Origin of the sequence: Pseudomonas sp. RHF3.3-3 (assembly GCF_048069595.1) — a bacterium.
Classification (GTDB): Bacteria; Pseudomonadota; Gammaproteobacteria; order Pseudomonadales; family Pseudomonadaceae; genus Aquipseudomonas; species Aquipseudomonas fuscovaginae_B.
Window position 1 is genome coordinate 1,709,209 of sequence record NZ_CP182250.1, and the last position, 20,355, is coordinate 1,729,563.

25 protein-coding genes are annotated in these 20,355 nt (G+C 63.3%); all 25 read left to right on the top strand.

Annotated features, from left to right (window positions below; translation table 11 throughout):
* Positions 1-531, top strand: coding sequence for a hypothetical protein (locus tag ACMGT0_RS07715; protein ID WP_416772063.1), 531 nt, complete (start codon positions 1-3; stop codon positions 529-531).
* 91 nt (positions 532-622) lie between these two features.
* Complete coding sequence (locus ACMGT0_RS07720; RefSeq protein WP_054061799.1) at positions 623-1,243, top strand: hypothetical protein; 621 nt, start codon at positions 623-625, stop codon at positions 1,241-1,243.
* Entirely contained in the window at positions 1,240-1,497 is a 258-nt protein-coding gene (locus ACMGT0_RS07725) for a tail fiber assembly protein (RefSeq protein ID WP_416772066.1), read from the top strand. Before ACMGT0_RS07720 ends, ACMGT0_RS07725 begins: the two co-directional genes overlap by 4 nt.
* Positions 1,498-1,584: 87 nt before the next feature.
* Entirely contained in the window at positions 1,585-1,782 is a 198-nt protein-coding gene (locus tag ACMGT0_RS07730; protein WP_054056803.1) for a hypothetical protein, read from the top strand.
* Positions 1,783-1,784: 2 nt separating this feature from the next.
* Entirely contained in the window at positions 1,785-2,951 is a 1,167-nt protein-coding gene (locus tag ACMGT0_RS07735; protein ID WP_054061798.1) for a phage tail protein, read from the top strand.
* A complete protein-coding gene (locus ACMGT0_RS07740) occupies positions 2,951-3,457 on the top strand; it encodes a phage major tail tube protein (RefSeq protein WP_054061797.1) in 507 nt (168 codons plus the stop codon). Before ACMGT0_RS07735 ends, ACMGT0_RS07740 begins: the two co-directional genes overlap by 1 nt.
* 86 nt (positions 3,458-3,543) lie before the next feature.
* Complete coding sequence (locus ACMGT0_RS07745) at positions 3,544-4,125, top strand: phage tail assembly protein (RefSeq protein WP_416772069.1); 582 nt, start codon at positions 3,544-3,546, stop codon at positions 4,123-4,125.
* Between the two features lie 128 nt (positions 4,126-4,253).
* Positions 4,254-6,479, top strand: coding sequence for a phage tail tape measure protein (locus ACMGT0_RS07750; RefSeq protein WP_416772071.1), 2,226 nt, complete (start codon positions 4,254-4,256; stop codon positions 6,477-6,479).
* Positions 6,479-6,862, top strand: a complete 384-nt coding sequence (locus ACMGT0_RS07755; RefSeq protein ID WP_054056807.1) for a phage tail protein — start codon at positions 6,479-6,481, stop codon at positions 6,860-6,862. Before ACMGT0_RS07750 ends, ACMGT0_RS07755 begins: the two co-directional genes overlap by 1 nt.
* The gene (locus ACMGT0_RS07760) at positions 6,855-7,067 is read left to right on the top strand and encodes a tail protein X (RefSeq protein WP_054061795.1); all 213 of its coding nucleotides are present in this window, start codon (positions 6,855-6,857) and stop codon (positions 7,065-7,067) included. Before ACMGT0_RS07755 ends, ACMGT0_RS07760 begins: the two co-directional genes overlap by 8 nt.
* A 10-nt stretch (positions 7,068-7,077) precedes the next feature.
* Positions 7,078-8,088, top strand: coding sequence for a phage late control D family protein (locus ACMGT0_RS07765; protein WP_416772073.1), 1,011 nt, complete (start codon positions 7,078-7,080; stop codon positions 8,086-8,088).
* A gap of 93 nt (positions 8,089-8,181) precedes the next feature.
* The gene (locus ACMGT0_RS07770; RefSeq protein WP_273819511.1) at positions 8,182-8,766 is read left to right on the top strand and encodes a hypothetical protein; all 585 of its coding nucleotides are present in this window, start codon (positions 8,182-8,184) and stop codon (positions 8,764-8,766) included.
* Positions 8,763-8,945 (top strand): DUF2635 domain-containing protein, encoded by a 183-nt coding sequence (locus ACMGT0_RS07775; protein ID WP_054056811.1) that lies wholly within the window; start codon positions 8,763-8,765, stop codon positions 8,943-8,945. The genes ACMGT0_RS07770 and ACMGT0_RS07775 overlap by 4 nt, the downstream gene beginning before the upstream one ends.
* A complete protein-coding gene (locus ACMGT0_RS07780) occupies positions 8,945-10,441 on the top strand; it encodes a phage tail sheath subtilisin-like domain-containing protein (protein ID WP_054061792.1) in 1,497 nt (498 codons plus the stop codon). The genes ACMGT0_RS07775 and ACMGT0_RS07780 overlap by 1 nt, the downstream gene beginning before the upstream one ends.
* A gap of 65 nt (positions 10,442-10,506) precedes the next feature.
* Entirely contained in the window at positions 10,507-10,854 is a 348-nt protein-coding gene (locus tag ACMGT0_RS07785) for a phage tail tube protein (RefSeq protein ID WP_010451233.1), read from the top strand.
* Positions 10,851-11,147, top strand: a complete 297-nt coding sequence (locus ACMGT0_RS07790; protein WP_026007905.1) for a phage tail assembly protein — start codon at positions 10,851-10,853, stop codon at positions 11,145-11,147. The genes ACMGT0_RS07785 and ACMGT0_RS07790 overlap by 4 nt, the downstream gene beginning before the upstream one ends.
* A gap of 130 nt (positions 11,148-11,277) precedes the next feature.
* Entirely contained in the window at positions 11,278-12,906 is a 1,629-nt protein-coding gene (locus tag ACMGT0_RS07795; protein ID WP_416772077.1) for a phage tail protein, read from the top strand.
* A complete protein-coding gene (locus ACMGT0_RS07800; RefSeq protein ID WP_416772079.1) occupies positions 12,896-14,194 on the top strand; it encodes a DNA circularization protein in 1,299 nt (432 codons plus the stop codon). The genes ACMGT0_RS07795 and ACMGT0_RS07800 overlap by 11 nt, the downstream gene beginning before the upstream one ends.
* 3 nt (positions 14,195-14,197) lie before the next feature.
* Entirely contained in the window at positions 14,198-15,247 is a 1,050-nt protein-coding gene (locus tag ACMGT0_RS07805; RefSeq protein ID WP_416772081.1) for a phage baseplate assembly protein, read from the top strand.
* A 153-nt stretch (positions 15,248-15,400) separates the two neighbouring features.
* Positions 15,401-15,910 (top strand): phage baseplate assembly protein V, encoded by a 510-nt coding sequence (locus tag ACMGT0_RS07810; RefSeq protein WP_054056814.1) that lies wholly within the window; start codon positions 15,401-15,403, stop codon positions 15,908-15,910.
* Positions 15,910-16,308, top strand: coding sequence for a phage GP46 family protein (locus tag ACMGT0_RS07815; protein WP_054061787.1), 399 nt, complete (start codon positions 15,910-15,912; stop codon positions 16,306-16,308). Before ACMGT0_RS07810 ends, ACMGT0_RS07815 begins: the two co-directional genes overlap by 1 nt.
* Positions 16,298-17,338 (top strand): baseplate J/gp47 family protein, encoded by a 1,041-nt coding sequence (locus tag ACMGT0_RS07820; protein WP_416772084.1) that lies wholly within the window; start codon positions 16,298-16,300, stop codon positions 17,336-17,338. The genes ACMGT0_RS07815 and ACMGT0_RS07820 overlap by 11 nt, the downstream gene beginning before the upstream one ends.
* A complete protein-coding gene (locus tag ACMGT0_RS07825) occupies positions 17,326-17,925 on the top strand; it encodes a YmfQ family protein (protein WP_416772086.1) in 600 nt (199 codons plus the stop codon). Before ACMGT0_RS07820 ends, ACMGT0_RS07825 begins: the two co-directional genes overlap by 13 nt.
* A 13-nt stretch (positions 17,926-17,938) precedes the next feature.
* A complete protein-coding gene (locus ACMGT0_RS07830) occupies positions 17,939-19,987 on the top strand; it encodes a phage tail protein (protein WP_416772088.1) in 2,049 nt (682 codons plus the stop codon).
* Entirely contained in the window at positions 19,984-20,352 is a 369-nt protein-coding gene (locus tag ACMGT0_RS07835; protein ID WP_273819521.1) for a tail fiber assembly protein, read from the top strand. The genes ACMGT0_RS07830 and ACMGT0_RS07835 overlap by 4 nt, the downstream gene beginning before the upstream one ends.
* The last annotated feature ends 3 nt before the right edge of the window (positions 20,353-20,355 follow it).

Here is a 20,355-nt window from a genome sequence, read left to right on the forward strand (position 1 = left end):
ATGACACGAGACATTACGCGCCTGGTTCGCTTCACCTCAGCCGGCCTGGCTGAAGTACTGCAGGCAAGAAACCAGGGCTTGAAAGGAAGCATCACCCATATCGGCGCCGGGACGGCGCGCTACGACCCGAACGGCAGCGAGACCACCCTGCGCGACGAACGCCAGCGGGTGGCGATCGTCGACTACGAGGACCTGGGCTCCCGGCAACTCCGGATGGCTGCGCTGTTCGATGGGCCTGAGGAATACGAAATCGGCGAGTTCGGTTTCTACCTCGCCAGCGGGACCTTGCTGGCGGTGTATTCGGTGGCCGGGACCCTGCTGACCTACAAGGCCGCGGCGGCCCGGGTGCTGCAGAAGTTCACGCTGGATCTGTCGTCGCTGCCGGCGCAAAGCGTGCAGGTGGTAGTGGGCTCCAACAACCTCAATGTATTGATGGCTGAAGAGCTGGCGGTAGTGGCTACTGCCAATATCAATAACATGACTCGGCACCTCGGAGTGCTGTTTCGAGTAATGGCATTGGAAGCCAGCTAGAACATGGCAACAGTTTCAGAGATTTCAACGGCAAGCATCTGGGTAGATGTTGCCGGTCCAGGAAAAACTCATGAGGGTAGAGGTTCTTTAAATGGGTATTGAACAGAAAATTGGTGAGCTTGTCAGCGCAGCTGATGGTCTGACCAAAGTTGTTGACGGAAAAATAGCGCAGATCGATGCGCGGATGGATGTCGCACGGGCCGAATTCGACGACTTCCGGAACCGGAAAGATATGGTGGGTGCGCCTGGTGTACAGGGCACGTTGCTGATGAACATCTTCCAGGGTGGTGTCTGGGGTACTGGCGGCGCTGTCGGTAAAGGGGTTTCAGGTGGATTCTCGCAAGTCGACCTGGGCAGCTCCGTCAATGTCTACATGCACTTCAGGCTGCCATTCAATATCAACAAGCATGATCAGATGTTCTGGTACAACATTCGCGGCTACAGCTACGGGGGGGCCGCTATTGTTGACGAAACGATCGTTGGCTACTGCTACTCCCCACAGCGAGCAGTGATCAATCAGGCTGTTTTCGGCAACATGTCGCCAGCTATCTACACCGACTCCCTGGGCAATGTGGTGATCAGGCTGAAGTTTCCGAATATTTATGTGACGACGGTCCGTATCGACACCATGCAGGTGGGTGTTGGAGGGATGACGCCAGTTGGAAGTCTCCAGGCGAAACTGTCCCTTACTGAAAAGGTGGAATTCAATTGAGTGAAGATAACGCTGTGACAATAGAGTTTCGTCCTAGCGCCGAGGCCATCGCCATCGCCGAGTGGGCATCCATCCGCACCCGTCGTAGCCAGTTGCTCGTCGCGGCAGACTCGCTGCAGGGGGCGGACAGCCCGCTGACTGAGGCGCAGTCGAACGAGTTGGCGACGTATCGCCAAGCCCTGCGCGACATTCCGCAGGACGTTGGTGATCCGTTCACGATTACCTGGCCCGAGGCACCGGCCTTTCTGAAGTAACCCAACACCGCGAAAGCGGTTTTTTTTCGCCTGCACACAGCCCCTGCCCAGGGGCTTTCGTGTTTTTGCGTCTGGAGAAATTCGCAAATGTCCAACCGCCAGAAATACACCGTCATCGTGCCGTTCCCCATCGGGGGCGGGCACTGGTCGAGCGTCGGCCAGGAGCTCGAGCTGCTCGATGTCGAGGCCAGCGCGCTGCGTAGCGCCGGGCGCCTGGAACTGTCCAGCGTCCTGGCCCAGAACACCCACCCGGCCAAGAAGGCCAACACCCGGAAGGTAGAATAACCATGGCTGAGGTTTTGAACTTCGAGCACAACGGCATCACCGTCAATGCCACCGAATCGCCGGAGGCCATGGGTGGCCTGGGCGACAACGTGATCGGTCTGGTCGGTACTGCACCGAATGCCAGCGCCCTGCTGCCGCGCAACACCCCGCTGCGGCTGAACAGCTTCACCACCCAGGCCCAGCTGGACCCCACCGGCGCGGAGGCCGGCACCCTGTTCCAGGCGGTGTACCAGATCCTGAAAGTGGTCAAGGTACCGGTCTACGTGGTCATCGTCGAAGAGGGCGCAACCTTTGCCGACACCCTGAACAACGTGATCGGCGGTGAAGATCCCGCCACCGGCCGCAAGCTGGGCCTGGCTGCGCTGAGCAGCGTTCCCGAGGACCTGACCATTATCGGCGCGCCGGGCTTCACCGGCTCCAAGGCCGTCGCCGGCGAGTTCGCCGCCTTCGGCAAGCGCATCAAGGCCCGGGTGGTACTCGATGGCAAGGATGCCCCGGTCGCCGACCAGGTGGCCTACAGCAAGGAACTGGGGGGCGCCGACCTGGGCTTCGACCGTTGCCTGCTGGTGCACAACCTGCCGGCCGTCTATTCCAAGGCGGCGAAGAAGAACGTGTTCCTGGCGCCGTCGAGCCTGGCCATCGCCGCACTGGCCAAGGTCAAGCAGTGGGAAAGCCCGGGCAACCAGGCGACCTTCGCCGAGGACGTGTCCCGCGTCGTCGAATACAACATCCTCGATACCTCCACCGAGGGCGACCTGCTCAACCGCTACGGCGTCAGCTACTACGCCCGCACCGTGCTCGGCGGCTTTTCCCTGCTGGGCAACCGTTCGGTCACCGGCAAGTTCATCAGCTACGTCGGCCTGGAGGATGCCATCAGCCGCAAGCTGGTCAAGGCCGGCCAGAAGGCCATGGCGCGCAACCTCACCAAGTCCTTCATGGAACAGGAGGTCAAGCGCATCAACGACTGGCTGCAGACCCTGGTGGCCGACGAGACCATCCCCGGTGGCAACGTCTACCTGCACCCGGAGCTGAACAGCGTCGAGAAGTACAAGAACGGCACCTGGTTCGTGGTCATCGACTACGGCCGCTACGCCCCCAACGAGCACATGGTTTACCAGCTCAACGCCCGCGATGAAATCATCGAACAGTTCCTGGAGGACGTTCTCTAATGTTTACCAACCGCGTAAGACAGGCCATTGCGGCCACCCTCCAAGGCCTGCCGCTGTCGGCCACGGTGGAGACGTTTACCCCACCGAAGATCGAATTCGAGATGGAGACGATGCAAGGCGGGCGCTTCATCGGCGAGGAAATGGCCAAGAGTGGCAAGCCGCTGACCGCCAAGCTGGAGTTGCAGGGCGCAGGTCCGGAACTGATGCTGGCCCTGGGCGTGACCGTGGGCGACGACATCCTGCTCAATGTCCGCGAGGCGGGCCAGGACCAGGATGGCAACACCTACTTCATCTACCACACAGTCGGCGGCCGGCTGAAATCCCTCGAGGAAGGCATGCTGAAAATGGGCGACAAGCCCAAGACCACCCTCGAGTTCTCCTGCCGTACCTACAACCGCCTGGAAAACGGCGTGTCTGTGATCGATGTCGACGTGCGTACGCAGAAGTTCGTGCTCAACGGCGTGGACATCCTCGGTAGCGCACGCCGTGCCGTGCTGATGCCTTGAGCCGCGTTTCGCCGCTTCCTGTTGGCCGTCCCGACGCATTCCATGGCGTCGCTGGCGGCCCCATCCGTCATCAAGGAGTTCACTACATGTCCTGGCTGCCCCCCAAGCATTGCCTGCTTTCGCCAATCAACGCCGATGACGGCTCGCAGATCGCAGAGATCCAGCTCAAGCCGCTGTTCTACGCCGCGCAAAAGGAGGCCCTGGCCCGTGCCGGCGAGGATGAGGACGATCAGTTCTTCGAACTGGCCAAGCTCGCCACCGGCCTCTCGGACAAGCTGCTCGACCAGCTCAAGCGTCCGGACTACGTGAGCATCGCCCAGTACGTTCACGACATGTCGACCCGCCCGAGCCGCTACTTCCTCGAGCAGGCTGAAGATGCGGCGCTGGAGTCGGACCCTGACCAGGTGCACCTGCTGCAGCCGCTGGAACTGGCGGGGCGCAGCATCACCTCATTGAGCCTGGAAATGCCCGTGCTGCGGGCCACCAAGGTGATGAAGACGCTGAAGACGGCCAAGGAGCGGGCCGAGTTCATCACTGCCCATTGTACCGGGTTGATGATCCCGGACCTGGCTCATCTCACCGTACCCGACTGGACCCAGCTGCAGGTACGTATCGACGATTTTTTAAACAAACCGGCGGCCTTCTTTCAGAGCGCGACATCGAGCTGATCCTCGACATCGTGCCGCTCGTCTACCTGGCGAGCGAGGCGGAGATCCTCGAGTGGGACGCCGCGAAGGCGCTACGCCGCTACGACATAGCGGTGGCACGCCTGGGGTTGAAAGAGGAGTAGCGCCGGATGGCACAAGATAGCATTTCCTGGCGACCCAGCGCGGTCAGCGAGGGCTGGGCCACGCTCGATCTGTCACTGGGCAGCCAGATTGCCCTGTTGACCGTCGAACAGCGACAGTTGCGCACGGCGATCGAATCGCTGAACAGCTCGCTGGCCGCCGCGCGCACGCTGTCGGCGCCGGCCGCCGGAGCAGGCAAGCCGGCGTCGGGCGATGAGCGCAAGCCGCCCCCACTGCTCCAGTCGGCCGTCGCGCTGGACACGGCGATGGCTGATCTGGCCGTGGTGATGAAGCTTGAGCGCAGCGAGCGCGAGGCTCTGTCACAGGCCAATCTGAAGATGGTCAGCGAGCGCCCCTTGGCTGCCAGGGGCATCAGCGCCGCGGACCTGGCCCGCATAGAGAAGGGCGCGGTCACGGCAGGCATCGGCAAGGAGTTGACCGGCTCCGGCGAGCGGCGCGACGCCGTGCTGGGCTTTACCCGCGATGCCGCGCTCATGGCGTCGGCCTTTCGGATCGGCGCCGAACAGTCGGCAGAACTCATGGCCGGCTGGCGTACCGAACTGAAACTCGATCAGGCCCAGGTGCGCGATCTGGCGGATGCCTCCAGTCTGCTGGCGCAGAAGTTCGGGGTGATGCCCACGGATATCGGCGCTGTCATTCGGCAGGCGGGCACCACTCCTGCCGAGGCGGGGCTTTCGCCGGAGCAGACGGCGGCGTTTTCTGCCGTGCTGTTGCAGGCCGGCATGAACAAGGACCAGGCGAGCGGCAGCTTGAAGACCTTCAGCGCTGCCCTGGGTACGCAGGCTTCCTCGCAACAGCAGGCAGCGTTTGCCGAACTCCGGTTGGATCGCAACGAGTTGTCCCTGGCGATGAAGCAGGATGCACCGGCCGCGATGGTTTCTCTGCTGGAGGCCTTGGGCAAGGCGCCTGCCGGCCGGCAGGCCGGTCTGGCCAAGAGCCTGTTCGGCAATGACGAGGCGCTGCTGGCCCTGCAGAAGGATCCGGCACCGCTGAAGACGGCTTTTGCCGAGGTTGCCGACAAGGGGCGTTATGCGAGTTCCGTGCTGGGGGACAAAAGCGCCCTCAACCAGGCGGCGGAAAATGGCAGCGATTCCCTGTCGGGCAACTGGAACCGGTTTTCGGCCAGCCTGAGTCGATTTTCGACGACGCTGGGCAACGCCTTTGCGCCTGTGGTCGAAGGGCTGTTGGTGCCGCTGGGTGAGCTGATCGACGGCTTGAGTGGCCTGGCCGAAAGCATGCCCAAACTGGCGGTGGCGGCTACCGCCAGCGTCGTTGCGTTGACGGCAGTGGGGCTCAAGGCCCTGGCAGGGGGCATGCTCGCCAATGGCCTGGAGACCGCGGCGGCGGCGATCAATCGGCGTATCGCCGAAAAGCTGGGGCCCGAGAGCACCGACAAGGCCGATTCGTCCGGGCAACCTGCTCGCCGCAGGAACCCGAGGAATCGCCGAGGCAAGCGCGGTCCCAGGGCCGGGATCGGATCTGTGAAGAAACCGCGGAACGAATCTCGGGGCAAACTCGACATCAAGGTTCAGAAAAAGGCACCGACCGACCGCAAGGCTGCTCCACCGGCGTCGGCTTCACAGCGTAAGCCGACTGGCTCTTCCCTGACGCTGGGCTTCGCCGGGGCGCGTCCGATGAACACGCTCGCCTCGACCACGGGTGAACGCCTCATGGCCGGAACACGCGCCTTGCGTGGCCGCCTGCCGGGGCCCCTGAGAGTGATGGACGCCGGCATGCAGGTATTCGACGCAGTACGCGAAGGTGATACCCGATCCATGCTCAGCGGCCTCGGCGTGGCCGGCGGTGGCTGGGCGGGTGCCTCCGCCGGGGCTTCGGCGGGTGCTGCTCTCGGCACGCTGATTTTTCCGGGTGTCGGTACAGCCGTTGGCGGTGCCTTGGGCGGCGTGCTTGGCGGTATTGCCGGCAGCGATATCGGCTCGTGGCTGGGCGACAAGTTGGGCAACAGAATCAGTGGCCCTGGCAACCGCCTGCCCGATCCGGGTGCGGTCGGCAGCGAGTTGACCGCCAAGCCTGCGGACAACCGCCAGGTCACCTTCGCCCCGGTGATCCAGATCAACGGCCTGGACCAGGCCACTGCCCGACAACTGGCCGATACCGTGATGCAGCAGATGCAGGCGCAATTCGTCCCGATGATGATGGCCGACCCCCTTGCCGCACGGCGCGGTACGGCCCTGACCGATGGAGGTGACTGATGCGACAGCAAATGGCGTTGGGCGATTTCATTTTCGGCCTGTCCCGGGATTTCGCCTACAGCTCGCTGATCCGCAAGACCACCGGCGGCTGGGTCGAACTGAACATTCTGCAGAGCAAACCGAAGTCCAGCCAGACCGGTCCCGGTTTGGAGAGCCTGACCATCGGCGGCAAGGCCATGGGCGCTGCCGGCATGGAACGGCTCGACCAGTTGCGTGCCCTGCAGGCCCGTGCCGTGCCCCTGCCGCTGGTCGATGGGATCGGCCGCAACTGGGGTCTGTGGCGAATCGACAATGTATCGGAGACCCAGGGCCTGATCATCGATGACGGCACCGCGATGATCGTCGACTGGACGGTGGAACTGAAGGAGTTCGTCAATGCGTAGGGTACGAAGCGTCGCCGGCGATTCGGTGAACCTGTTGCTGTACCGCGAGCAGGGGCGTTGTGACGATGTGATGGAAGAGGCGCTCTGGCGCCTCAATCCGCGACTTGCCGAATATGGCGCGGTATTGCCGGCCGGTGTCTGGGTGACCCTGCCCGAGGTCGAGGCGCGGAACCTGATTGCCGCGCCCGTGTCGGCCTGGGATTGAGGAGGACGTCATGAGCCTGGGATTTACCCCTGAGGTACAGCTGTATGGCGCCAATGCCGCGCGGCTCAACGAACGCCTGATCGACTGGGAATACACCGATGCCGCGGGTATCGAATCCGACCAGCTCAAGCTGACACTGGATATCGAAGGCCTGTCGGGGCTGCCCAGCCTCGGTGCAAGGGTGGGGCTGCGCATCGGCTACTGGGAGTCCGGGCTGGTCGACAAGGGTGAGTTCATCGTCACCCGGCGTACACCGATGCTGTTCCCCCTGCGTCTGACCCTGCTGGCTACCGCGGCACCGTTCAAGGTGAACGATGAAACCGGCTTCAGGGTCCGCCGCAGCGTCAGCCATGGCCCGACCACCCTGGGTGCGCTGTTTCGGCAACTGACCTCCCGGCATGGCTTTTCGCCGAGGGTGGCGCCGGAGCTGGATGCCATCCGCATCACTCACCTGGACCAGTCCAATGAGACCGACATGGGCTTTCTCACGCGGATTGCCCGTCGCTTCGATGCGGTCACCAAACCGGTCAACGAGCTGTACGTGCTGGCCCGGCGTGGCCAGGTCAAGTCGCTGTCCGGCAAGCAGTTGGAAGACGTGCGCCTGTCGGTGACTCGCGACAATCGTCCGGGCGATCCGGCCTTTGTCGCCGCCACCCTGGACGACAGCAGCCGTGGCAAGTACCAGGGCTGCCAGACCACCTGGTGGGACGCGGCAGCCGGGCGCGAACGTGTGGTCGAGACCGGTGTGAAACCCTTCAAGAAACTTCGCCAGCGCTACCCCTCCGAGGACGAGGCGCGAGCTGCCGGTGAAGGCGAGGTGCGGCGCATGGAGCGCGAAGCCCTGAAGCTGCGTATCGACTGCCCGGGAAATCCGGCGTTGGCGGCCGAAGGCCTGATCCTGCTGGACAGCAGTTGGCCGGATTTCATGCAGGGGCGTTGGTCCATCGACAAGGTGACGGCCAGCGGCAACCGCGCCAACAGTTACCGCTGCAGCATTTGCGCCAGTTGCCTGGACCGCTAGCGAGTTCGGCTCCCGCCGCCCGATAGTCGGACTGGGCCCTGCATCATTCGCCCGGCCTGTGCCGGGTCTTTCCAGACGAATTGGAAACTCCCCATGAACATTACCCCGATCATCACGCAACTGCGTGCTGAATGCCCCAGCCTTGCCCAGCACATTTCCACCGGCCTCGACCTGGACCTGCTGCAAGGCGATACCACGCTGCCGACCCCGTCGGCCTTCATCACCCTTCGTTGCGACCTGGCCGCCGAGAACACCGCACAGAACGTTTCCCGGCAGACCCTTCGCGACCGCCTGGAACTGACCCTGGTGCTCGACGCCAGCAATGGCCAGGCGCCTTTCGATCGACTCCACGCCCTGCGCGCCGAACTGTGGCGCGCGCTGGTGGGGTTCAAACCCGACACCTTCTACACGCCCCTCCAATACGGCGGCGGCCGGTTGGTGTCGATCAACGCCACTCGCTTGCTTTATCGCCTGCGTTTCTTCGCCGAGTTCCAACTGGGGCGCAACCACGCCACCGACCCGGCGGAAACCTGGCATGAGCGTGAACTGGACGGCTTGCCGTCCTTTACCGGGGTGACGGTACGGGTCGATGCCATCGACCCCGCTGACCCCAATCTGCACCGCCCAGGCCCCGACGGGCGCCTGGAGCTGGCCTTTTCAGGGAACGTAAAACCATGACTCAACGCATCACCGTAGTACCGGCCGCCGGCCGTGCCGTACCGGACCCGGAGGCGGGCGACCTGCTGCCGGCCGCCGGTCGCGAAGTGGCCGACAGCGCCTGGTGGCGCCGTCGCCAGGCCGATGGCGATATCACCCTTTCCGCCGTGCAAGCGGCACAACCACAGGAAGCCCAGTAATGGCTATCGGATTCAGCAACATCCCCGCGGACCTGCGTGTTCCGCTGTTCTATGCCGAAATGGACAACTCGGCGGCCAATAGCGCGTCGTCGACCCTGCGTCGACTGATCGTCGCCCAGGTCAACGACAACGCCACCAGCCCGGAAATCGGCAGCCTGGTACTGGTCTCCAGCGTCGCCCTGGCAAAAAGTATCGGCGGTCAAGGCTCGATGCTCGCCGCCATGTACGACACCTGGCGCAAGGCCGACCCGGTCGGCGAGATCTGGTGCCTGCCAGTGCGCAACACCACCGGCGCGATCGCCAAGGCCGACCTGAAACTCACCGGCTCCGCCACCGAAAGCGGCGTGCTCAACCTGTATGTCGGCGGTGTCCGCGTGCAGGCCGCGGTGGTCAGCGGCCAGACCGCCGCCCAGGTCGCCACCACCCTGGCGCTGCAGGTGAATGCCGCCGCCGACCTGCCGGTCAGCGCCGTGGCCACTGATGGCACCGTCACCCTGAGCTGCAAGTGGACCGGTGACAGCGGCAATGACATCAGCCTGCAGTTCAATCGCCTGGGCAAGAGCAACGGCGAGGAAACCCCGGCCGGCCTGACCATCGTCAGCGCGAAGATGGCCGGTGGTGCCGGCGTGCCGGACCAGGTCGCGGCCCTCGCGGCCCTGGGCGACGAGCCGTTCGAGTTCATCTGCCAGCCCTGGTCCGACGTTGCCTCGCTGAACGCCTGGCAGGCGGCGATGGATGACAGCGTCGGTCGCTGGTCGTGGTCCAAGCAGCTGTTCGGCCATGTCTACACCGCCAAGCGTGGCACCGTCGGCACCCTGGTCGCCGCCGGCCAGGCGCGCAACGACCAGCACGTCACCGTGCTGGCGATGGAACAGGGCGTACCGCAACCGGTCTGGGTCCAGGCCGCTGCGCTGGCTGCACGGACCTCGGTGTTCATCTCGGCCGACGCCAGCCGTCCGACCCAGAGCGGCAGCCTGCCGGGTATCGATCCGGCCGCAGCCAGCGAGCGCTTCACCCTGACCGAGCGCCAGTCGCTGCTCAGCTACGGCATTGCCACCGCCTACTACGAAGGCGGCTACGTGCGCATCCAGCGGGCGATCACCACCTACCAGAAGAATGCCTACGGTCAGGCGGACAACTCCTACCTGGACAGCGAGACGATGCACCAGTCGGCTTACATCGTGCGCCGCCTGCAAAGCGTGATCACCAGCAAGTATGGCCGCCACAAGCTGGCTGCCGATGGCACCCGTTTCGGCGCCGGCCAGCCGATCGTCACCCCGAGCACCATTCGCGGTGAACTGATCGCCCAGTACGCCAAGCTCGAACTGGAAGGCCATGTGGAAAACGCCGAGCTGTTCGCCGAGCACCTGATCGTCGAGCGCGACAGCCAGGATCCGAGCCGGGTCAACGTGCTGTTCCCGCCTGACTACGTCAACGGCCTGCGCGTGTTCGCGCTGCTCAACCAGTTCCGCCTGCAGTACGACGCGGCGGCCTGAGCCGCGTCTCCCTCACGGTTTCATTCCAGCCCGCCTTGAGCGGGCTTATTTTTCGGAGATACATCATGGGTCAACTGATTGCGGGCACCTGCTACGTCAAAGTGGACGGCGCTCAACTGACCATCAACGGCGGCTGCGAAGCCCCGCTGATGGCCGTCAAGCGGGAAACGGTGGTACCGGGTTTTTACAAGGAAACCGACATCGCTCCCTCCTTCAAGGTCACCGCGCTGCACACCGCGGACTTCCCGCTCAAGCAACTGATCGCCGGTTCCGACATGACCGTCACCTGCGAGTTCAGCAACGGCAAGGTCTATGTCCTGGCCGGCGCCTACCTGGTCGAGGAGCCGGTCATCAAGGGTGATGACGCGGCCATCGAGCTGAAATTCGAAGGCATCAAGGGGACCTGGCAATGAGCGAGCCGATGAAGCTGCAGGTGCCCATCGAAGCCCACGGCGCGACCCTCGACGAACTCACCCTGCGCCGTCCGACGGTGCAGGAAGTGCGGGCGATCAAGGCGCTGCCGTACAAGATCGACAAGAGCGAAGAAGTCAGCCTCGACATGGATGTCGCGGCCAAGTACATCGCGGTCTGCGCCGGTATCCCGCCGTCGTCGGTCAACCAGCTGGACCTGTCCGACCTCAACACCTTGAGCTGGGCGGTGGCCGGTTTTTTCATGAGTGCGGCATCGCAGCCATCGGCGAACTGATTGCGGTCGCCTATGACCTGGCCTGGTTCTGGAAGGTTGACCCCGAACAGATGATGGCAAGGCCCTTGGATGTGCTCCGGGAGTCCCTGGAGCACGCGCAACGGATCAATGCGATGCAGCAGGTGGAGTGATGGCTACGACAATCAACAACACCCAGCAAAATGTGCTGCGGGTGCTGAATACCCAGACTCTCGTCAACATGGCTGTGGTCATCAACGGTGTCCAGAAAATGGAGACCGAAATGGCCAAGGTCACCACGAAGGTCGAGACATTCAAGAAACGCCTGGAGGACAGCGGCCTGGGCACGCTGGACATTTCCGCCGTATTCAAGGGCGGAGGGCTAGCAGCCCCCTTTGTGGCTGGTGTTCAGGCCGCCATTGAGGAAGAAAACAAACTGACCACGGCGCGCAAGCAGGCCGAGAGCACTGGGGCCAAGGAGCGCGCGCTGGGGAATACCGCACAGAATCTGGCGAACTTGGATGACGCCCTCGACAGTGTTTCCGTCAAGTTCGGTCAGGCGTTGTTGCCAGCGGTCAATGCGGTGGTCACCGCGCTGGTGCCGTTGGTCAACCGGGTTGCCGAGTTCGTGGCGGCGAACCCGAACCTTGTCCAGGGACTGGCTGCAGGAGCCCTGGCGTTTACGGCCCTACGGGGCGCGGTGACGGGCGTAATGGCGGCAATGGAGTTGGCCAAGGTCGCCATGCTGGCCTCGCCGATTGGCCTGGTTGCCTTGGGCATTGCTGCGGCGGCTGCACTGATCGTTGCTTACTGGGAGCCGATTTCAGGCTTTTTCGGTCGACTGTGGGAGGGCATCAAGAGTGCTGCTGCGACCGTCATGTCGGTACTGCCCACGGTGCTCGCCTGGTCGCCGATGCCGCTGCTTACTGCAGGATGGGGAGCGATCAGCGATTTTTTCACCGGGCTCTGGGATTCGCTCAAGGGCCCGGCAACCACTGTGGTCGACTTTTTCGAGACGCTGTTTTCCTGGAGCCCGCTGGGCATCTTCATCGCCAACTGGGAGCCGCTGACGGCGCTGTTCGATTCGATCTGGCGATTACTCAAGGCGTTGGCGGTTCCGGTGACGGATTTTCTGAAGACGCTGTTCGACTGGTCGCCGCTGGGCATGGTCGTCAACAACTGGGGACCGATCAGTGGATTTTTCGATGGCCTCTGGACAGCGCTCGTGGCGGCCGTCGCTCCGGTGCCGGGTGTTCTGAAGACACTATTCGACTGGTCTCCCATAGGCCTGATCATCGCCAACTGGCAACCGCTCACTGAGGCGTTTGCGGCCTTGTGGAATGTGCTGCGTAGTCTGGCGGAACCGGTGGTCGCATTTCTCCAGGGGATGTTCGAGTGGTCGCCACTGGGGCTGATCATCAAGAACTGGGAGCCGATCGTTGGCTGGTTCGGTGAGTTGTGGAACCGCCTGCAGAATTTTATCGCGCCAATACGGGAGCTGTTCAGTGGCGGCTTTGGTGGCTTTATCGCCAAGGTCACCGGTGAAGTCGACAGCCTGGCGCAGCAGCAGGAGGTGCGCAACGCCCAGGCCGGTTCCGGTCTGATTCAGAGTTCAGGTTCCCTCATTCAGCAAGCCGCCACCAATAACCGTACTCAACTCGAAGGCGGCCTGACCGTGCGTTTCGAAAACGCACCGCAGGGCCTGCGCGTCGACCAACCCCAGACCAACCAGCCGGGCCTGAATCTGACGCCTGCCGTCGGCTACCGCTCGCTTTCCTTCGGAGGTGCCTATGGCGACTAACTGGCGTGATCGCCTGTTGCCGGCGTCGTTTCGCGGCGTGCCGTTCTGGGTCGACCAGGCGAAAACCCCGGTCGGCCAGAAAGGCCAGTTGCATGAATATCCCCAGCGCGACCAGCCGTTTTTCGAACGGCTTGGTCAGCAGGCGAAAATCCATGACCTGACCGCCTTCATCGTCGGTGCCGATTGCCTGGAGCAGCGTGACAACCTGCTCAAGGCATTGGAGGAGGGCAGCGGCGAGCTGGTCCATCCATGGCTGGGACGGATGCAGGTCAAGGTTGGCGAATGTGACATGACCCAGACCCGCCAGGATGGTGGACTGGTGACCTTCAACCTGAAGTTCTACCCGGACGAGCCGTTGCAGTTTCCCAAGCCGGTGGTCGACACCCAGGAGCAACTGCAGGTGGCGTCGAGCAGGTTGCTCGACGCCTCGGTGGGCCGTTTCGACGAGGCGATGAAGCTGGTCAACCAGGCCCGGGTCGGCGTAGAGAACCTGCGCAAGGGCATCACCCAGGCGTACCAGGTGATCGAACAGCAGTTGCAGCCGCTGATCGAGACCTACGCGAATGTCTACGCGCTGGTCCGTACGGTCAAGGAGTTTCCTCACCAGGTCAGCGCGGCGGTCAAGGGCGTACTCGGCGAGGTCAAGGCCGAGTTCAACGGCCTGGTCGGCGAGGTCCGTGGGCTGGTCGGTGAAGTCCGTGGATTGAAGGACTTCGCCGTCCAGGGTTATCACGGGATGCTGGCCGACCTGTCGAAACAGGTCGAGGACGCCAAGTCCCTCGACGCTTCGCAACTGGCGATCGGCAAGGACACCGCCGCGGCCTCGCAGGCCACGGTGAACCTGATCCAGGATGCCTTGCTGGTGCAGATCGCCCAGTTGGTGTCGGTGATACCCGCGGCGACCCAGGCGGTGAAACTGGCCGTCACCCCGTCGCTGGCGCAACAGGCCCAGCAACCGGTGCAACGCGCCGACGTGCCGGTGGTCGATGACGTGCTGGCGCTGCGCGACAGCCTCAACGAGGCGATCTGGCAAGCGGCACTCAAGGCCGATTCGGTGCATTACCAGGCGCTCAACAGCGTGCGCCAGGCGCTGGTGCAGCATCTCAACGCGGTGGCCTCCAACGGTGTGCGACTGATTGATCTGGTGCCCAAGAGCAACCTGCCGGCGCTGGTGGTGGCCTACAGGAACTTCGGCGACGCCACGCGGGTCGGGGAAGTGGTGCAGCGCAACCGCATTGCCCACCCCGGTTTCATCCCGCCGACGCCCCTGCAGATCTCCCGGGAGTAAGCCATGAACGACATCGACAACGCCGTCGTCCTGCTGGTCGACGGCCTGAGCTACGAGGGCTGGAAGGCCATCGAAATCAGTGCCGATCTCGAGCGCCAGTTCCGCACCTTCAAGCTGGGCATCACCTGGCAATGGCCGGGGCAGACCCTGGCTGTGCCGATCAAGGCCGGGGCCCGCTGCCAGGTGCTGATCGGCTGCGACCTGGTGCTCACCGGGCATGTCTACCAGGCGCCCATCAGCTATGACGGCAAGCAGATCAGCCTGACCATCGAGGGCAGTTCGCTGACCCGCGACCTGGTGGACTGCGCGGCCATCAACCAGCCGAGCCAATGGCGTCAGCAGGGCCTGCTGACGATCGTCGAGGCGCTCGCCAAACCCTACAAGGTCAACGTGCGCAGCGAGATCCCGGAGACCACCCGGCTGCAGACCCACAGCATCGTGCCGGGGGAAACGGTGTTCAAGTCCATCGACCGCCTGCTGACCCTGTATCGGGTGTTCTCCACCGATGACGCGAGCGGCAACCTGGTGCTGGCCAAGCCTGGCAGTGCCGGGCGCGCCAGCGATGTGCTGGAACTGGGCAGAAACATTCTCTCGGCCAGTACCGCGAGGGATTTCAGCGCGGTGTTCTCCGAGTACCGGGTGATCGGCCAGCACAAGGGCAGCGACCAGAAGAGCGGCAGTGCGGTGAGTGAAGTCAGCGGCGTGTCCAGCGAGAGCAATCCGCAGCGCAGGCGCGTCACGGTGATCAGCGAAAGCGTCCAGCTCACCCCGGAGCTGGCCCAGCAACGGGCCGACTGGGAACGGGCCACCCGTGCCGGCAAGGCCCTGGCCACCACCTACACCGTGCAGGGCTGGCGACAGTCCAACGGTGACCTGTGGCGGCACAACCTGCTGGTGCGGGTAAAGGACCCGGTGCTCGACGTCGACCAGGACATGCTGATCTCCAAGATCACCTACTCGCTGTCCGGGCAGGGCTCGCTCACCACCCTGGAAGTGGCACCGCCGGAAGTCTTCGAGGCGACGCCGACGAAGGCCCGGAGCAAGGCCAGGTAACCCCCCTCTTCGCGGCGCCTCTTTCGCGGATAAATCCTGCTCCCCCAGTGTTCCGGCATTCACATCCCTTGTGACAACCGCTGAACCTTGTGGGAGCCGGATTTATCCGCGAAAGGTGCCCCTCTGACACACCGCTCGCCCAAGGAACCCCTCATGAGCCTACTGACCCGCCTGCTGGCGCGCGGCACCGTCGTGCTCGCCAACTCGGCCAACAAACTGCAATCGCTGCAAATGCGCCTGACCGCCGGTGAAGTGAACGACGACATGGAACACTTCGAACCCTACGGTTTCACCAGCAACCCGCTGGCTGGCGCCGAAGGCATCGCCACTTTCCTCGGCGGCGACCGTTCCCATGGCATCGTGCTGGTGGTCGCCGACCGCCGCTACCGCCTGCAGAACCTCGCCCCCGGCGAAATCGCCCTCTACACCGACGAAGGCGACCGGATCCACTTCAAGCGCGGCCGGATCATCGATATCGAGACCGGCACCCTGAACATCCGCGCCAGTACCGCCATTCACCTCGACAGCCCGACCCTGACCCAGACCGGCAGGATCGTCTCCCAGGGCGACCAGGTCGCCGGCGGCATCAGCCAGATACAGCACGTGCACGGTGGCATCCAGCCAGGCAACGGCCAGACCGGCGTACCGGCGGGAGGTGCGTGATGTTCGTGTCCAACGACCTCAAGGCGGCGCTGACCCGCTCGGTGCTGATCAGCCTGTTCACTTGGCGCCGGGCCAACAGCGACGACCCGATCGACGACGATGAGCGCTACGGCTGGTGGGGCGACAGTTTCCCCATGGTCGCCAACGACCGCATCGGCTCGCGGTTGTGGCTGCTGCGGCGGGTCAAGCTGACCGCGCAGACCCGGCTCGATGCCGAGTTCTATGCCCGTGAAGCCTTGCAATGGCTGATCGACGACGGCCATTGCAGCGCCATCGAGATTCAAACCGAACGGCTCGACGCCCAGCGGCTGAACCTGCGCACGGTTCTGACCCTGGCCAACGGCGAGCGCCTGGATATCAACCCGAACCACAGTTGGCAGGTGACTTATGCCGTTTGAAACCCCTTCGCTGCCGGTGCTGATCAACCGCACCCAAAGCGACCTGGCCAGCGATGCGCTGCGCCAGTCCGATGCCCAGGTCCTGGCCCGTACCCTCAGCGGCGCGGCCTTCGGCCTGTATGGATACCTCGACTGGATTGCCGCGCAGATCCTGCCCGACACCGCCGATGAATCCACCCTGGAGCGCATTGCCGCGCTTCGTCTGCACCAACCGCGCAAGGCCGCCCAGGCGGCCACCGGCAGCGTGAGTTTCACCGCTGCCGCCGGAGCGGTGCTGGACGTCGACACCCTGCTGCAGAGCAACGACGGCCGCAGCTACAAGGTGACCCAGGGAGGCACCACCCGCGCCGGTAGCAATACCGCGCAGATCCAGGCGCTGGATGCCGGCAGCCTGGGCAATGCCGACGCCGGCCTGACGCTGTTTCCGGTCCAACCGGTGCAGGGCATCGGCAACACCTTCACCGTGCTCGCCCCCGGGCTGAGCGGCGGGGTGGCGGCGGAAAGCCTCGAGTCCCTGCGTTCGCGGGTGATTCGTTCCTATCGGATCATTCCCCATGGCGGGGCGGCTTCCGACTACGAGACCTGGGCGCTGGAGTGTCCGGGGATCACCCGGGCCTGGTGTCGCGGCAACTACCTCGGGCCGGGCACCGTCGGCCTGTTCGTCATGCGTGACGACGACCCGGTACCGATTCCCGATGCCACGCAACTGGCGGTGGTTCAGGCCTACATCGAGCCGCTGCGGCCGGTGACCGCCGAGTTGCATGTGCTGGCGCCGGTGCAGGTGCTGGTGACCTACACCCTGCGCCTGGTGCCGGATACCAGCGCGACCCGTGCCGCGGTGGAAGCGCAGTTGCGCGACCTGCACAAGCGTGAGGGCGGTCTCGGCGAGACCCTGTTGCTGACCCATATCGCCGAATCCATCAGCAGCGCCACGGGCGAGAACGACCACTTGCTGGTCAGCCCGTCCGCCGATGTGCCAGCAGCCACCAATCAGTTGCTGACCTTCGGAGGCTGCGTATGGCTGGAATAAGAACTGCCGCGCAATACCAGGAGCAACTGCGCAGCCTGCTGCCGGCCGGTCCCGCCTGGGACCCGGAGCTGGTGCCGGAGATCCAGCAGGTGCTGCTGGGCATCGCCCAGGAACTGGCCCGGGTCGATGCCCGGGCGGTGGACCTGCTCAACGAGGTGGACCCGGCGACCGTCAGCGAACTGGTCCCGGACTGGGAACGGGTGATGAACCTGCCCGACCCGTGCCTGGGACCCAAGCCGCTGTTCGACGACCGCCGCCTGGCGGTGCGTCGGCGCCTGCTGGCGGTGGGCGACCAGAGCATCGGCTACTTCCTGGATATCGCCCGCAGCCAGGGCTACCCCAACGCCACCATCACCGAACAGCAGACCCCGCGCATGGGCCGCGCCCGCTTGGGCCGGGCGCGGTTCGGCACCTGGCAGGCGCAGTTCATGTGGACGCTCAACACCGGCGGCCGCCTGCTCATGGGCCGTCGCTTCGGCGCCAGCTATTGGGGCGAGCGCTTCGGCGCCAACCCGGGTAGCGCCCTGGAATGCCTGATTCACCGCACAGCGCCGGCGCACACGCTGGTGCACATCAATTACGACTGAAGAGGACGGATACGTGGATTATCCAAAAAGCACGCCCAGCGTTGGGTTGGTCAATGGCAGGTTTGTCGATGAGAACCCGGTCAATGGTTCGCCTGGATCGCTGATTCCGGCGGTGTGGGGGAATGCGGTGACCGAGGAATTGCTCAATGTGGTCCAGGCGGGTGGGCTGGAGCCTGCGGAGGCTGAGCATGACCAACTGCTGAAAGCCATCCGGACCATCATCCAGAGCTCGCTGCCGCCGGAGCAGATTCGCACGACATTGGCGGCCTACGGGATTACCGATGCGTATACCAAGGCGGAGGTCGAGGCGCTGTTCAAGAACGCCACGGCGTTGCCGGTCGGGGCGATGATGGCGTTTCCCAAGGGCGTGGTGCCGAATGGGTTCCTCGAGGTCGATGGTAGTGTGCAGAGCATTGCTACGTATCCGGACCTGGCGGCGTATCTGGGGACGACGTTCAACAAGGGGGATGAAGGGGCGGGGAATTTCCGGTTGCCGGAGTCGCGCGGGGAGTTTCTGCGTGGTTGGGATCATGGGCGGGGGGGGGATGCTGGGCGAGCGCTTGGAAGTTGGCAGTCTGACGAATATAAGAGCCATTCTCACGGAACTTCGCCTGGGCTCATGTTGAACATTAACGGCGGAACTGGCGCTAACTCCTGGGGTGCGGGTAGCCAAGGGGCGGTGACAACAATAGGAGCCGCTGGCGGAGCTGAAACACGCCCTCGTAACTTGTCGGTGATGTGGTGCATCAAGGCCTGGAATGCACCAGTTAACCAAGGTCAGATCGATGTGGGAGCCCTGGTCGACGAAGTGCAGAAGTTGAAAGCTTCGGTACCTATCGGTTCCATGTTGTCATTCCCCAGAGGTGTGGTGCCTCCAGGTTACCTGGAGGCCGATGGCAGCTTGCAGAGCAGTGCGTCCTATCCGGACCTGGCGGCGTATCTGGGGAGCACGTTCAACAGGGGAGATGAGCCTGCGGGGTACTTCCGCTTGCCGGAGTCGCGTGGGGAGTTTCTACGGGGTTGGGATCACGGACGAGGTGTGGACTCTGGCCGAACCATAGGATCCTGGCAGAACTTTGATATTCAGTCGCACGACCATACTCAGAATGGCGTCAACAACCTTCCTAGCAATCAGGGTTCAGGGGGACTTAACGCTTTTGCCAGAGGTGCGTCTGGTGTAGCAACCGACAAGACTGGAGGAGCGGAAACACGTCCTCGGAACATCTCTGTCATGTGGTGTATCAAGGCCTGGAACTCTCCGGTCAACCAAGGGAACGTCGATGTTGCTGCATTGGTTGCCCAAGTGCAGAACCTGCAGAGGGTTGCAATTGCAGGTGCATATAAAGGACTGACCGCCTCGGCATCAGGGCAGAGTTCGTTGGTAAATGTTGCTGCAGACCAGTTGGTGGTAGGCAACGATGCGTCATTCAAGGTTCTGAGCGCCTTAAGCCTGAGCATCAACTCAGCTGTCATAGGCGTCAATGGTTTGGATAGCGGCGCGCTGGCTGCGTCCAATTGGTACAGCGTCTGGGTTATCTGGAGCAGCGCGAGCGGTGTGGCTGGGCTGCTGTCTCTCAGTGCGACAGCACCTACGTTGCCATCAGGCTATACGCACAAGGCCCGGGTCGGATGGGTTCGGACAGACGCCACTGCGAACAAATACCCGTTCAGGTTCAGTCAGGTCGGCGGCCGAGTCGGTTATATCGTGACCGCAGGAACCAACGTTACGGCCTACCCCACTATTGCCTCGGGAATTGCATCGCCAGCGGTGGCTGCCTCGATTTCGGGGGTTGTGCCGCCTGGCGCCTCAATGATCAAACTGACCGGCGGTACCACCTCAGGCCAGATCAATGTCTCGCCAAGTGCCGCTTTCAGCTCTGCTGTCAACCAGTATCTGAGTACGTCATACCTGACTGCCGCTCCAATTGCAGGCGGCTACAACTCAGGTGGTCCTGTTACGACAATTCACGGCGAGCTTCTTATTGAGGGCTCCTCAGTGATGTATGGATCTACGGCAACAACTGGAATTCTTCAATGCATGGGGTGGGAGGACAATCTATGAGCGGTTGGGCAGTAAGGAAGGACGGAACAGGCTTCAGGGCCGTAGATATACCTGTTGCTGATCCGAATGACGACTCCAAGTTGTTTCCGGATCCAGCGTTTGAGAACTACTCGGAAGTCATGCCGGAGAGACCGAAAGAGTCGCCGGAAGAAGTGCTGGATCGAGTAAGGGGGCAGGCGAATCAGTTGCTATCTGTCGCCGGGCTGAGGATTGCTCCATTGCAGGACGCAGTGGATCTTGGTGAGGCCACCCAGATCGAAGTAGCGCAGCTCAAAGAGTGGAAGCGCTATCGCGTCGCACTCAATCGCCTGCCAGAGCAGACAGGTTATCCAGAAACCATCGAGTGGCCCGTGCTTCCTGCCTGACCT